The organism is Pseudoalteromonas sp. SG43-1, assembly GCF_014164415.1.
Taxonomy (GTDB): Bacteria; Pseudomonadota; Gammaproteobacteria; order Enterobacterales; family Alteromonadaceae; genus Pseudoalteromonas; species Pseudoalteromonas distincta.
In genome coordinates this window covers 20,492-34,650 of record NZ_JACJFD010000037.1, presented here as the reverse complement: position 1 = coordinate 34,650, position 14,159 = coordinate 20,492, and the positions used below count along the sequence as shown (strand labels likewise).

Below are 14,159 nucleotides of genomic sequence, written 5' to 3'. Positions count from 1 at the left end.
TACAAATTAATGGTTATTGAAACTGCAACAGCGCCACAGCCACTTGAGCAATCATTTAATAGCTGCGCACTGAATGTTAAGTCAAAAAATTACGCTGAGGCTGAAGCAATTTGTACTAAAGCAATCGCACTTTTAAAAGACGCAGATGGCCCTAAATTTAAAGTACGCCAACTTACGTCATTCGCATTAAGCAACCGTGGTGTTGCACGCTTAAAAGCGCATAACGATACAGCTGCACTTGCTGATTTATACGAAGCATCAAAATTGTCTAACAGCTCAATGGTATCGCACAACTTAACTCGCGCTAAAGAAGAATTATCGTTATAAAAAACCTTTATAACGTGTTTTATAAAGTGCTTACTAAAGCATAATATAAAATAGCGAGAGTAAAAAAGCCGATGTTGGGTTAAACCTCAACATCGGCTTTTTCGTGCTTATTAACTTTGTATTGTGTTATACCAATCCGCAATAATACTTAATCATTTTGCGGGGCTAAACGTGTCGCTACCTGCGTTAAAAAATTCTCATTGAGAACAACCAAATAGCGAATTTTTTGCCTAGCTATCAACACGTTTTTTCATCCTCAAAATAGATCACTTAATTAAGCGAATTGGTATTATTAAAAAATAATAAAACTGTATTCTTTTATTTATGATTTAGTGATTTTTATAGTTTTAACTGATTGTAATTAATGAGTATTTTTATAGGCGTTAGACTAAAGTCTATAGGTTAGATTTATTCACTTATTAGGTTTGTTTTTATCGTTTGTGGTAATTGAGCTAACACTCTAAAGTTAAGTTGTCGGCAACAAGTACGACTTAACTAATTAGGAATATAATCATGAAATTTACACTTTTAAAAACCATCGCTCTTGGCTCATTATTAACTTGCTCAGCTGCTGCAATGGCTAATCAAGGTGATTATAAATTAATGGTTATTGAAGACTCTGTAACTGCAGCACCCGCATTTGAAAAGTCATTTAATAGCTGTGCTTTAAATGTTGAAGCAAGAAACTACGAAGAAGCAGAAGCTATTTGTACACAAGCAATTGCATTGCTTAAGCAAAGCCATGGTCCGCGTTTAAAAGTACGTGAACTTACATCGTTTGCATTAAGTAACCGTGGTGTAGCACGTATTAAGGCTCAAAAAGACACTGCTGGTATTTCTGATTTATATGAAGCGGTTCAAATTTCTAAAAACTCACTTGTAACACATAACTTAACTCGCGCTAAAAAAGAGTTATCTTTATAAGAATGCTTGTATCAAGCGCTTATAATTTAGCGAGAGTATAAAAGCCCATATTAGGTAGCACCTAATATGGGCTTTTTTGTATGTTTGAATAACCGTAGTTACCTATAAACACACTTCTTTTAATAAAACAGTTTTACTGAATAATAGTGTTTTTAAAGGTGATTTTTAGAGTCTTACGTTACTAATTTATATTGGTAAGTACTTGTTACCTAAAACATAGATCTATAAATATAGAAACATAGGTAAAAATATAGTTTTTTAGCATGATTCAACTGTGCAGTAAAACAGGATTGTTTTATTTAAGCTGTTGTTTTTAATTGATAATAAAACCTAATGTCTTTGACTTTAGTCTGTTTTTATTTAAAAATCGAAGTAATATATATTTTATAGCATTGACGCCACGTGGATGCTAATCACTGTTTTGTGATGAATAGCTAGATATGACTTTTGTTTTATTTTTAGTCCCACCTCAATCTTACTAAAAATTAAACAGGGAATAGAGTAGTTATTAACTTGCGCAATAAAAATAAAAAGCGCAAATAAAGGGATTTAAAAATGCAATTTAAACTAAAAAAAATAGCTGCCTTGTTATTCGGGGTGGGTATTAGCCTTTCTGTATTTGCCGAAGATATAGAGCTATACGTAAACCATAATGTTGAAACCGACGAAAAACCACGTGTAATCATTGTTTTTGATACATCTGGAAGTATGAAAAACTTTTTACCCAACGGTATTAGAAAAGTAGATGCCGGCATCAGTGCAATGAGTCAGTTGGTTACTGATAATAGCTCTATCGATTTTGGTTTGATGCGTTTTAAAAATGATAATGGCGGCTATATTATGGCAGGTCTTGGATCTCCCCATTCTACAATTTTAAGCCAAATTCACAGTTTACCAGCGGCTGGTAGTACCCCAGTTACAGAAACCCTATGGGAAGCCTACTTGTATCTAACAGGTCAGAAAGTGTACTACGGACAAAACTCAAATGAGCGGGATTTTTCTGCTGAAACTGGTTCGCTATATTACGACAATAACTCTCGATACATATCACCATTTACCCAAGCAGTTGGTGCCGATGTACGTTGTGATAATTCAATCAATTTAATTTTGATGACTGACGGTGATCCTCAAAGTGATACTAACCGAAACGATGATATCAAATCATTATACAAATCTACTTTTGGCTCAAATCCTTCTAAAACAAGTAATAGTTATCTAGCCGCTTTAGCTCAGATAATACATGGTACAAGAGATGTTGAAGTTGACTTGTACGATACTACGCCAGAGGTTGCTGATACCGGACGCGTTTTTACTATCGGTTTTGGTAGTGGCATGAGTACAAATGGTAAAAAGTTATTAGAAAAAACCGCTTTATTGGGCGGCGGCGAGTACTTACATGCAGATACATCAACTGAACTTTCTGAAGCGCTTAATAATACAATATCGAAAATACGCGAAGTTAACGATAGTTTTTCATCACCTACGGTAGCAAGTAATAATGTTGACCAAACACGTAGCCGAGAGTCAATTTACTTTGCGATGTTTTACCCAGAAACAGGCGCACGTTGGAGCGGGAATTTAAAAAAGCTAAAAGTGTCAGGCGCAAATATAGTCGATTCAACTGATCAAATAGCCCTTGATGAAAATGGGTTAATTGATGAGAAAGCGCGAACATTTTGGCTGCCAACTAATAAGCCTGCAGATGGGAATTTAGTAGCCCAGGGTGGCGTAAATTTACTTTTATCAACTTTAGACCCTGATAGCCGTAAAATCTACATAGATAAAACGGGCAGTATTATTGATTTTACTTTTGATAAAGTACAAACCATTTTAAATTTAGCGACAGGTACAGTTACCGATCTTGCCCCTGATTTGATTCCTAATATCGGGCTAACTTTACAGGAGAGTGATATTAGCTGGGCACGAGGGGTTGATGTTGACAATGAAGATGGTGATAACTCATCAGTAGATCAGCGAATCAATATTTTTGGCGACCCTTTGCATTCAAAGCCGGTATCTATAGATTACGGCGATGGAAGTATTCACATACTTGTTGGTACTAATGCCGGCTTTTTACATATGTTTGAAGACAAAGGCGATACTGTTGAAGAAAAGTGGGCTTTTACACCTGCAGCCTTATTAAAAAACATTCCTGCTTTGCGTAGTAATCTTGCAAATACAAAAGTGTATGGCATGGATGGGCCTATAAGTGTGTTCTTTAATAATAAAGGCTCAAATAGCGAAGGGTTAAACGATGGTGTTATTAGAGCAAGTGATGGTGATGAAGTGTGGGCATTTGCAGGTATGCGCAGAGGCGGTAAAAATTACTACGCGCTTGATATAAGTGATCCTAACGAACCTAAAAAATTATGGAATAAGCCTATTGTTGGTGGCTCAGAAGAATTTAAATATTTAGCGCAAACATGGTCTAAGCCTCAAATTGCATACATTAAAGCCTTTGGTGAGGATCCATTGCTAATATTTGGCGCAGGCTACGATACAAACAAAGATAATGCGATTAGAACAACAGATGAAACCGGACTAGGTATCTACATTGTTAATGCTAAAACTGGCGAAAAGGTATGGGCGCTGACTCCAGATGAACATGGTTTTACCGGAGAGCACAGTATTGCAGCGGATGTAACTACGCTTGACTCAGATTACGACGGGTATATCGACCGAATTTATGCAACAGATACTGGCGGTAATATTTGGCGAGTAGATATTCCTAGTGAAGATGAAGGTGATATTACCCATTTTAAACTTGCAGAGCTTGGCAGTACATTAGCGTCGCAAGACAGACGTTTTTTTTACAAACCATTAGTTGCTAGAACGCTGTTTAGTAAAGTTACTAAAACCAATTATGGTGGTGAAATGATCACCACCCGTTTAGATACCCCGTACGACGCAATAGTTATAGGTAGCGGAAATCGTTCAAACCCACTTGCTACTAATGAGCAAGATCAGTTGTATATGATCCGTGATGAAAACACCCTAACAAAAATATTTACTGAATTTCCAGCCCCAATAGTGCCAGATGATTTAATGAAAATGAATGAAGACCCATTTGGTAGTGCACTTGATGACGTTGATAAATTTGTTAATCTTGAAGTTAAGTTAGCCGAATTTAAAGGGTGGCGATACGAATTAGGGACGGGTGAAAAGTCTCTTGCTGCAGCAACAGTCGTTGGTGGGGTTGCGTACTTTACTTCCTTTACGCCTGCATCTTCATCATCAACGCAAAACCAATGTTCGTTAACGGGTGGCGGTGGTTCGCTTTATGCCTTTCATTTGCATTATGGAACGAAGGTTTATGACGATGTGAAATTTGCAACAAGTAATGATGTACCAGATACACCGAAACTATTTTTTGGGGAAGGCCCGTCGTGTGCAGATAATGATGCGGATGGTAAGTGCGATTGGGATGATGCAACGGATGTAACGCAAGTTAGTCAGTTTTATTTAATAGGCCCTGGGGTTAAAGGTTCTGATAAGCCGATAAAAGCTATTGAAATACTTGGGCCAAATTTAAATGTTGAAGGTGGAAAAGTTAAGCTAGTAAATGGCGCTGAACCAATTGGTTTTGGCTTTAAAACCCAACAAACATATATTTATAAACGCGAAGAAAACGATACTCAGGCACTTTAAAAAACACAATGCAATAAACATAAGCCACCTTAGTTAGGTGGCTTTTCAATTTTAAGAGCAAATCAAAAATGCTAATGGTTTGCTTATATAATTGGTTTAGAGTTTTCGAAGGGCTCTAAACCAACCCATGTATAATACACATTCATTTACAAAATACTGCCTATCACTCAAGCCCTTTAGATTGGGTGCCTGTAGTCCATATTGGTTAATAATAGCTGGCATTTGTTATATTTAATTAACAAATGTAAGAGCTAAATATAACATGCTGTGTCACTATATAGGTACAGGGCATGTTAACTTGTTGCCATCCCCCCATAAAAATTCAATAAATTTCTGTTGTTTAAATTTATACCAACCTGCATAAATCTTTGAGTAATTTAACAAATTAAATTGCACTATAACGTCGTTAAAATTTTATTTAGAACAACTAGATACAAAAATTTTTGCCTCGTTCTAGCATAATTTTCTTAACGTTAACTAGATCCCATATATAAGCAGATTGGCATTACTTATTTTGTATTAAAGTAACTTATAACAATATGATTTTTAATAATAATTAAAGTGCAAAAAAGGAAGTCTTTGTATGTTTTTTAAAAAAAGTCAGTTAGCTATTTCATTAGCGTTTACGCTAGGCCTTGTTGGATGTGGTGGCGGTGATAAAGCGGCCGTTGTAGAGCCAGTTGTAGCTAAGCCAGATCCCGTGAAAGTAGAGCCCGTAGAAGTTAACACTATCTCTCTTACAGGAAAGGTTATTGATGGTTATGTATCTGGTGCAATAGTATGGCTGGATATTGATGGCGATGGTACTTTTGACGAGCAATCAGAACCTTCTGTAGTCTCTGAAGAATCGGGTAATTATAGTTTTAATTTTACAGAAGAGCAGGCGCTGTGTGTGCCGTATTCAACTATGTACGTTGATGTACCGGTTGGCGCAATTGACGAGGACTTAGGCGAGGTAACACAAGCGTATCAAATGTCATTTCCACCCTCAATTGAGGCTTTGACTGATGAAGATATTCGAAATATATCACCTTTAACAACCGTTATTTGGGAGCAGTTGAGCCTTCAATTACAAAAAAGTGGTAACAATAATTTAAGTTGTGATGCACTTAAAGAAAATACTGAGCTACTTGCAAACCTTCAAAGCGAAATAACAAATGTTATGCAAAACTTGGTTGCGCATTATAATTTGTCGACAGAGCAAATTTACTCAGATTTTATCGCTACTAACGACAGCGACGCTTACGACAGAGCACAAGCAATTGTTAAGGGACTAAAAGCGGCCTATAAATTCAAGCAAGAGCTAGATGCTCAGTATCCTGATGCAGAAGAAGTAAGAGCAGTGATTTATCAAGACACAGCAAAAGATGCAGAGTATGGGTTTGAAAATGCATGGTACCGCGACAAAGCTATTTTTGCAGGCGCTGAACTTATTTATGAGCAAGTAAAGCTTCAAAATACAGACGAACTCGACAAAATTGACGTTATTTTGTCTCGATTGGATTCAATAGATACGCCTTGGGGCGAAGAATCGTTAAATGGAAAATTAACAGTTAGAGACGATGTTTACATTAACGCCGATCGTACTTACCGATGCTCTAGCATTGAGAGCGTTAGTTTTGAGCAAAGCAATGTGCTTTATGGCGTTACTAATACTAGCCCATCGGTTAACTTCCCAACAGCAGATGAATGCGTTAGTGCTAATTTAGATACACCGTTCGAGCGAGGTTTTAGCATTAGCTATACTGAGTCAGGATCGTTTTACCAAACTGACTTTGCCTTTAGAGAAGAAAATGCCGACTTTCAAACATTATCTGATTGGGTAAATGTTAAAGACAAAGCTACTGACTTAGAAATTCAAGATTTAGTGACCGTACTCGCTGCTATGCCCTATAAGTTTGATGACGAAACATCTATTGATGCTAGCTTTTGGCGTAAATACAAAACCACAGACAACGTACGTATTATAAAAACAATTGAAGGGCAATGGTTTAGAGAGACTCGCCGAGAAGATGGAACAATGCTGCATGAGTGCAGTGAAAATGGTGTTGATTGGGGGCCATGCGAATAATGTAAAAAGCACTTTAATGAATATTAGCTTAGTGCCAGTCAGTTAATAACTGACTGGCATTTTTTGTTTGAAAAAGCTTACTTTTATGTGCGCTTATAACTGTATACCTGATGAACTTTATTTTTAATCTGTTTTTTACTCGGGTTTACTGTAAAATTACCGGGTTAACATTTGTTAAGTGATGCTTACAATTGTTATTGCTCGTTAAGTATTTAAACTAATTTAAGTAGAGCTTATGATTTTTTATATTATAGGGTTAAGTTTACTTGTTATTATTTTATGCGTTGCACTTTATGTAATTTACAGCAACGTACATAAAAGTCGGGTAAGAAAATCCAAGGAATACAACGTACTGTTTGATAAAGACACGATAGTTGATGAACTAATCACTCAACTAACAGAAAAAAATCAAACACAAGAAAACCAAGATAAAACAGCTAAAGGTAAAGAAGAAATCCTTGCAACATTTGTTGAGTTACATCGCTCTGGTAGCTTTTGCGCACATTTGAGTGAACAGGAAATTATTTACTTTGTTAAAAAGAAATTAAACATGGAGAGTAATAAAAATGGATAGCGAAAAAGCAGTCCCAGCAGTAAAAAGTGACTCATTTATGAGTCGATTTGGTCGTCGTAATGTAATTATAGTGTCATCAATTGTTGTTGTATTGGTAGTGATAGCAACCCTTACATCGCAAGTTGTTTCGTGGAATGAAGCAGATGAGCGTTTAGTACATCAATCGGCTTTTACAGGTAACTTAACCGTAATAAATCAAGCAGGCCCTTACTTAAAAGCATTTGGTAGTACATCTGCTTATAAAAAAGTAATTTCGATTAACTTTACGGGCGATGCCGGTGCAACAGCAAGTGCAATTGTGCCGTTAATTCCGATTCGATTTTTAGATACCACAACAGGTGGCGCACGAGGTGTTTCTCGTTTTAGATTGCCAGGCAATGTACCAGCAGCAGAATCGGGTGCTTTACGTGGTTTACTTAAAATACACGAAGAGTTTGGTTCACAAGAAACATTAATATCTAATTTATTAATGCGTGCAACCACTGAAAATGTAAAAGCGTCGGCGCGTATGATGTCGGTAGAGCAACATTACTCTGGTGGTAATGGTCAATTAAGTCAAGATTTTGCTGATCAATTAACCAACGGTATTTTTGTTACTGAACAAATTATTAGTACGGGCGAGCGCGATAAATCTGACGATTTAGGTAATTTAAGTAAACAGCAACGTGTCACTATTAATATTAAAATGGATGATGAAGGTAATACACTGCGTAACGCACCCATTTTAGGCGCTTACGGTATTACAGTAGTTGATGCCAGCATTATTGATATTGACTACGAAAGCAAAGTAAATGCTCGCCTTGAAGCCCAAAAGCAAGCTGCTGCTGATGAAGCGCTAGCGCGTCAAAACCTTAAAAAAGCAGAGCAACAAGCGCGTACTGAAGTGGCTTTAGGTGAACAAGCAATTGCTAAGCAACGTGCTGAATCTGAAAAGCTAAAAATAAAAGAGCAAATTGATGCTGAACGAATTAAGGCAAATGCCATTATTTCTGCGCAGCAACGAGTGGCTGTAAAAGCGGAGCTTGCGAAAGAGCAAGAAGAGATTTTAAAGCAACAACGTTTAGAAGCATTAGGTATGGACGTTTTAGCTGAGGCTCGTTTAAGAGCTAAGTCTGCTGCACTTGATCCAAAGTATGTATTTGATGAAACACTAAAAGCAGAAGTTAAAATTCAAACCGCTTTATTTACAAGCTTAGGTAATAGCCGTTTAGTGCCTGAAATTGTAATAGGCGCAGGCCAAGGCGAGCAAAGTAATGGCTCTGAATTTATGCGTTTATTAGCCGCCGATGCTGCATTAAGTCTTAAAAAGCGTTTAGAAAAAGAGAAAAAATAAACGATTAGTTAAGTATTGCACAAACAATAAAACGTTGGCTGATTCGCATTGGCCAGCGTTTTTTATTGCGTAAATTTTGTTATTGTATGGTGCGGCTAAGCTTGTGAAAACAAGCTTTTTAAATTATGAAATAAAAGAGTGAGCAGTACTTATGGACCCCAGTAATCAGTTTATTTTAGATTTAGGACAAGAGCATATTACCATCCAGCGACGATATGAAGCGCTGGGAGCGTTTAACGATTTTTTGATAGCTGTTTGGTTTTTAATTGGCAGTTTTTTCTTTTTAAATGACTCACTAATAGAAAGTGGCACATGGCTGTTTATAGCGGGCAGTGCTCAATTGCTTATAAAACCTATTTTGAAATTGATCAGCTTAGTACATGTTAGTCGGGTATTTCATTCAAATAAAACTTCATAAATAAAACACCATAAATACGACTCATGATGAGTTCAGTTATTATGGTGTTTTATTTACCAGTATAAGTTATTTAAATATCAAGGATAGAAAAAGTGAAAGTACTTAAGTGGATTGCAATTGGAATAGCTACTTTATTAATAGTAGGCTTACTAATTCCCGAAAAAATAATGATTCCGGTACAAGGTGCCACAAGTAAAGATTGGAACCATAACACGTTTTGGTACGAGCCTTGGGGTAGGTCGGGTGTGCACAAAGGAATTGATATTTTTGGCACAAAAAATACTCCCGTAGTTGCCTCAACAAGCGGTATTGTTATATTTGCAGGTGAGTTAACTCGTGGTGGTAAGGTGGTTGCGGTGCTTGGGCCTAAATGGCGCGTGCATTATTTTGCACATTTAAATAACTACTCGGTAAGTACAGGTGATGTAGTAAGCATAAACAGTCAAATTGGCTTACTGGGCGATACCGGAAATGCCGCAGGAAAACAGCCTCATGTGCATTATTCTATTTTATCGTTAGTGCCCATGCCGTGGCTTTTTACAACGCAAAACCAAGGGTGGAAAAAGATGTTTTTTTTGAGCCCACATAAAAAACTCACTGCTAAATAATAGTTTTAGCTGTTAAATCAAGATGTTTAACAGCTAGAATTAGTTAATAAGCAAGCGTGTATTTAAGCTAAAAATTAGCCTGCAACTGGGGTTTTACCCGCGCGAATATTTTTAATGCTTTTAATAAACATATAAATACAGGTAGTGATTAAACAGCCTGCTAAATAAAACACAATACCGTTGGGTGCATCAGATAAATTTGCAGCAAGCATAGGGCCAAATACCGACCCAATACTGTAACTCAAAAGCATTACCTCAGTTGCAGATACTATTTTTGCCATTGGTAATGAGTCGCACGCAAGTGTTATAGCAATCGGGTAAAGTGCAAAGCTGCATGCGCCTAGTATTAAGTAGCTTACTATTAATCCTGCTAAAGTGTTTGCTTGTAGTATACCCACAGCACCGGCTGCGCCTACTAAACAAAACATACCCATCAATAAGCTTTTTTCAAGCCGAGTAGATAAGTAACTCACAAGCGGCTGCACGACCATGCCGCCTAAAATAATAACCGCCATAAGTGTTCCTGTGTACTGAGCTTGATCAGCTTGTGCTGCAATATACACCGGCATTAAGCCGTAAATAGGGCCCAGTAATAAGCCCGATGCTAAGCATCCGAGCATAGCTGGGTGGCTTAATGTTTTTATTTCTTTTAGTGGTAGTTTTTCAAGGTGCTGTTTTTCGGGCTGACCTTTGGTTATTAATAAAGGGGCTAAAATAGCTAAAAATAATAACGAGGCTACAAATAAATAAGGCGTTGAACCTTCGGTGCCAAGCGGCCCTATAGCAAGTTGACCAACCGCGCTGCCCCCATAAAGTGAGGTCATGTATAAACCCAAACGTTTAGCACGCGACTTTGCTGTGTTGGTCATTAATAACCAAGACTCAACAACGACAAACACACCGGCAACAGCAACACCTGCTACAAATCGTGCAATTAACCAGTTAACGGTATTTGGCAGTGCAAGTTGTGCAAGCACGCTTGCTATTAATAGGCTTAAAAATAATATAAATGCGAAGCGATGACCCATTTTTACCACAATGCGCTCTATTGTGGTGGCGCCAATAAGTAAGCCAAAGTAAAAAATGCTCGCAAGCCAAGGCGCTAGGTTTTCATCGAGTTTAAATGCGGGTAACGACAGCGGAATAAGGCTCATTAAAAAGCCTGATGCAATAGCAAAAAATGACAGCCCGATAACGGGTGCTAAAGGGTTGTTAGAGGTGCTTGTGGCGGCTGATTCGGCCATGTGTGTTTATCGACTCATCAAGGTAAATAACCACTGTTTTAAAGTTTGAGAGGTTACTTTAATAATAAAATTTGCGCGAATTTAGAGCCAAATTAAAAATAAGTAAAGTGATATTTTATTAAATAATATAAATAAACTTTAAAACGATCTTTTTGGTAAATTATCGGATCTATTATGCTTTTTATTGTAGTTTTTTCATGTAGATATTGTTTTATATTTGTGAGCATTTATGTCTGAATAGGTTTTTTGTAATGCAAGCAGACAGGCACATATCGCATGCTGCACGTCACTTTTTAAAGTTTGCGCAGCAGCACGTAGAGCAATATTTAGATACGCAGTGGGTGCGTAATGAATTACATAATTTAGACTTAAACTAGATTTAAATTAGGTTTAAAGTTAATTAATGTCGGGTGTTGAGTCTCTTAAAATAAGCTTTGGCTGAAACACGTGCTTTACTGTTATGCCGCTTTTTTTATAAATGTCTTTAAGTACTAAGTTAGCCGCAGCTCGGCCCATTTCGGGAACTGGGTTATCTATAGTAGTCAGTGTTGGGTAGAGGTAATTGGTGAAAATTACGTTATCGAACCCAATAATGGCTAAATCTTTTGGCAGGTTAAAACCGTGTTCGCGGGCGTATTTCATAGCACCCGATGCCATTTCGTCATTGGCACATACAAGGGCGGTTATTTGCGCTTTATTTTGAATAAAATGCCTTAAGCCGTCGCTTCCGCCGGTTTCTTTAAAGTCGCCTATGTAAAATAGGTTTTCGTCAAAGGTTAGGTTGTACTCTGCTAGGGCTTGTTTGTGACCTTTTAAACGATTTGACGCGTCTTCTTTAAACTGCGGGCCTGCTATGTACGCAATGTTTTTATGGCCTTTGTTGATCATGGCTTTAGTGGCTAAGTAGCCGCCCATTACGTTGTCGAGGCTAATGCAGTTTTCTTCAATTTCTTTAACGTAGCGGCTCATTAAGTAAATAGGGGTTTTGCCTTTACTTAACTCAATTAAGTACTCATTTGATACTGCTTCTACGTGGGCAATAATAGCGTCGCAATTACGGCCTATTAAAAACTCAAAGCCGCTTTTTTCTTTTTTCTCGTCGCTGTGCCCAGGCGTAATAATAACGTGTTTACCTGCAATACGAAGGTGCTCTTCAATGGCTGACATCATTTGACCAAAAAACGGACCATCCAACTCAGAAACTAAAATACCGACGCTGTTTGTAGTGCTAGACGCCAAAGAGCGAGCAATAGAACTTGGCTGATAGCCTAGCTCTTTCATTGCTTCTAATACCTTTTTTTTAGTTTTTTTGCTTACGTAGTCGTTGTCGTTAAGTACCCTTGAAACAGTTGATAAAGACACACCTGCCATTTCTGATACTTGATAAATTGTCGCCATTGATGTCCTAGCTTATATGTATTTTTACTCGCACTTTATAAAAAATATAAAGTGCGAAGGGTCATTAAAAGTTAATTTACACATTACTGCGTCTAATTGCTAAGTCTTCTGTTATTTTTTGCGTCATCGCTGAGGTTAGCGGATAAATAAGCATCAATGCGGCGCCTAAAAAAGCAAATGCGGCGGGTATCCAGCTCATAAGTAACTGCATACCAGGTAGGGCTTGTGTGATTGTTAGCTCATCCATACCGTTATAGCCGTAGCCTGCAAGTACCACTAATACTAATGCACCTGCAAAACCACCACCGGTTTTTTGCACAAATGTACCCGCTGAATAAATTAAGCCTGTAGCGCGGCGTTTGTTTTTCCACTCTGAATAATCGGCTGAATCGCCAAGCATACTAAAGAACAATGTTGGCATCATCGCGGCAAAAAATTCAGCAGCGCAACCAAAGGTAAATACAACAATAAGGTTATCACTAGGTACCCAGTAAAACGCAGTAGTGAGTATGCCGCTTAGCATTAATGAAGCAATAAAAAGGTTTCGTTTACCCATAATTTCGGCCAGTTTACCTGTGGCAAGTGCGCCAAATATAGATACAACCAACAAAGCAATAAAGTATTGCCCAGCCATGAGTTCATTGGCTACGTGATACTTAAAGTAGTACGCAATTACACCGTATTTTATGCCATTAAACATCATGGTTAAAAAACCAATGCCGAGTAACACCAACCAAGGTTTGTTGGTCAGAAGATCAACCATGTCGCGCTGTGATCCCGTTAAGCTTTGTTTATCTTTATTGAGTAATTTTTTAATAACGAATGTCATTGCAGCCATAACAAGGGCAAAAAATACGCCGCTGTATAAATCGCGGTAATAAAAAAACAGGGTGGTAGCAAGCAAAGGTAGGATTATAAATGGCAGGCTTTTGGTTAAATCAAACAACTCTGATTTTAAATTCCCTTCATTTGAGGCATGCGGTGTTACACGCTCTTTGGTGGTCGCAAACGTTATAATCATTAAAATAATAAGTAAGCTGGCAAATAAGTACATAGTAAGCTGATAGCCTTTGGCGTTGTCGCCGCCACCAAAAAATGCCACTAGCTCAGGTAAAAAACCCATAACCAATAAGCCACCAGTAAACGCACCTGCAAACCTAAAACCAGAGAGCTTTGTGCGCTCTGTATCGTCTGGTGTCATTACGCCCATAAGTGCCGAGTAGGGCACGTTACTTACGGTGTAAGCAAGCGTTAAACCTATGTAAGTTACGTAAGCATAAATAAGTTTATTGGTGGTGCTAAAGTCGGGTGTAGTAAAACACAACACCATAAACAAGCCCAAAAACGGTGCCGAATAGAGTATCCATGGGCGAAATTTACCAAAGCGCGACTGCGTTCTGTCGGCAATCATACCCATAATAATATCGGTTACGCCATCAGATAGCCTTACCACTAAAAACAACATGGCAGCGGCAGCCGCCGATATGCCAAATGTATCGGTGTAAAACACCGCTAAATAAGCAAGCGCGCCGCGCCATACTAAGTTAGCGCCGGCATCGCCCATGGCGTAACCGACTTTTTCGTATAAAGGGAGTTTGTTCACTGTGTGTGTTC

At 37.9% G+C, this 14,159-nt stretch carries 11 protein-coding genes and 1 pseudogene; 9 read left to right on the top strand and 3 right to left on the bottom strand.

Annotation, left to right across the window (positions count from 1 at the left end; genetic code table 11):
• The 8 genes from H5159_RS19285 to H5159_RS19250 all read left to right on the top strand — a co-directional run.
• Nucleotides 1–327 (top strand): hypothetical protein (locus tag H5159_RS19285; RefSeq protein WP_182780863.1); only part of this gene is annotated, 327 nt, incomplete at its 5' end.
• 513 nt (nucleotides 328–840) lie between these two features.
• Nucleotides 841–1,251 (top strand): hypothetical protein, encoded by a 411-nt coding sequence (locus H5159_RS19280; RefSeq protein WP_004336087.1) that lies wholly within the window; start codon nucleotides 841–843, stop codon nucleotides 1,249–1,251.
• A 555-nt stretch (nucleotides 1,252–1,806) separates the two neighbouring features.
• Nucleotides 1,807–4,899, top strand: coding sequence for a pilus assembly protein (locus tag H5159_RS19275; RefSeq protein ID WP_182780862.1), 3,093 nt, complete (start codon nucleotides 1,807–1,809; stop codon nucleotides 4,897–4,899).
• Nucleotides 4,900–5,482: 583 nt separating this feature from the next.
• Nucleotides 5,483–6,970, top strand: a complete 1,488-nt coding sequence (locus H5159_RS19270; protein WP_182780861.1) for a hypothetical protein — start codon at nucleotides 5,483–5,485, stop codon at nucleotides 6,968–6,970.
• A 235-nt stretch (nucleotides 6,971–7,205) separates the two neighbouring features.
• A complete protein-coding gene (locus H5159_RS19265) occupies nucleotides 7,206–7,544 on the top strand; it encodes a hypothetical protein (RefSeq protein ID WP_024595217.1) in 339 nt (112 codons plus the stop codon).
• Nucleotides 7,537–8,877 (top strand): SPFH domain-containing protein, encoded by a 1,341-nt coding sequence (locus tag H5159_RS19260; protein WP_002961828.1) that lies wholly within the window; start codon nucleotides 7,537–7,539, stop codon nucleotides 8,875–8,877. Before H5159_RS19265 ends, H5159_RS19260 begins: the two co-directional genes overlap by 8 nt.
• Before the next feature lie 151 nt (nucleotides 8,878–9,028).
• Nucleotides 9,029–9,295 (top strand): YrhK family protein, encoded by a 267-nt coding sequence (locus tag H5159_RS19255; RefSeq protein WP_165742813.1) that lies wholly within the window; start codon nucleotides 9,029–9,031, stop codon nucleotides 9,293–9,295.
• Between the two features lie 92 nt (nucleotides 9,296–9,387).
• A complete protein-coding gene (locus H5159_RS19250; RefSeq protein ID WP_182721431.1) occupies nucleotides 9,388–9,903 on the top strand; it encodes a M23 family metallopeptidase in 516 nt (171 codons plus the stop codon).
• A gap of 74 nt (nucleotides 9,904–9,977) precedes the next feature.
• On the opposite strand, the gene H5159_RS19245 is transcribed toward H5159_RS19250, so the two are convergent.
• Nucleotides 9,978–11,147: an MFS transporter gene (locus H5159_RS19245; protein ID WP_182721432.1), complete on the bottom strand. Its 1,170-nt coding sequence runs from the start codon at nucleotides 11,145–11,147 to the stop codon at nucleotides 9,978–9,980.
• A 242-nt stretch (nucleotides 11,148–11,389) separates the two neighbouring features.
• Here H5159_RS19245 and H5159_RS19240 point away from each other — a divergent pair.
• Nucleotides 11,390–11,524, top strand: a pseudogene (locus H5159_RS19240) (LysR family transcriptional regulator); the annotation flags it as partial.
• Nucleotides 11,525–11,543: 19 nt separating this feature from the next.
• Here the strand turns inward: H5159_RS19240 and H5159_RS19235 are convergent.
• Complete coding sequence (locus tag H5159_RS19235) at nucleotides 11,544–12,545, bottom strand: LacI family DNA-binding transcriptional regulator (RefSeq protein ID WP_007583313.1); 1,002 nt, start codon at nucleotides 12,543–12,545, stop codon at nucleotides 11,544–11,546.
• A 76-nt stretch (nucleotides 12,546–12,621) separates the two neighbouring features.
• Nucleotides 12,622–14,148 carry an MFS transporter gene (locus tag H5159_RS19230; RefSeq protein WP_182724632.1) on the bottom strand — a complete coding sequence of 509 codons (1,527 nt, stop codon included), beginning with the start codon at nucleotides 14,146–14,148 and terminating at the stop codon, nucleotides 12,622–12,624.
• Between the last annotated feature and the right edge of the window lie 11 nt (nucleotides 14,149–14,159).

Bases quoted from the DNA above. Each gene is read 5' to 3' on its own strand.
- H5159_RS19280 (WP_004336087.1), top strand. From the start codon at position 841: ATGAAATTTACACTTTTAAAAACCATCGCTCTTGGCTCATTATTAACT.
- H5159_RS19275 (WP_182780862.1), top strand. From the start codon at position 1,807: ATGCAATTTAAACTAAAAAAAATAGCTGCCTTGTTATTCGGGGTGGGT.
- H5159_RS19270 (WP_182780861.1), top strand. From the start codon at position 5,483: ATGTTTTTTAAAAAAAGTCAGTTAGCTATTTCATTAGCGTTTACGCTA.
- H5159_RS19265 (WP_024595217.1), top strand. From the start codon at position 7,206: ATGATTTTTTATATTATAGGGTTAAGTTTACTTGTTATTATTTTATGC.
- H5159_RS19260 (WP_002961828.1), top strand. From the start codon at position 7,537: ATGGATAGCGAAAAAGCAGTCCCAGCAGTAAAAAGTGACTCATTTATG.
- H5159_RS19255 (WP_165742813.1), top strand. From the start codon at position 9,029: ATGGACCCCAGTAATCAGTTTATTTTAGATTTAGGACAAGAGCATATT.
- H5159_RS19245 (WP_182721432.1), bottom strand. From the start codon at position 11,147: ATGGCCGAATCAGCCGCCACAAGCACCTCTAACAACCCTTTAGCACCC.
- H5159_RS19235 (WP_007583313.1), bottom strand. From the start codon at position 12,545: ATGGCGACAATTTATCAAGTATCAGAAATGGCAGGTGTGTCTTTATCA.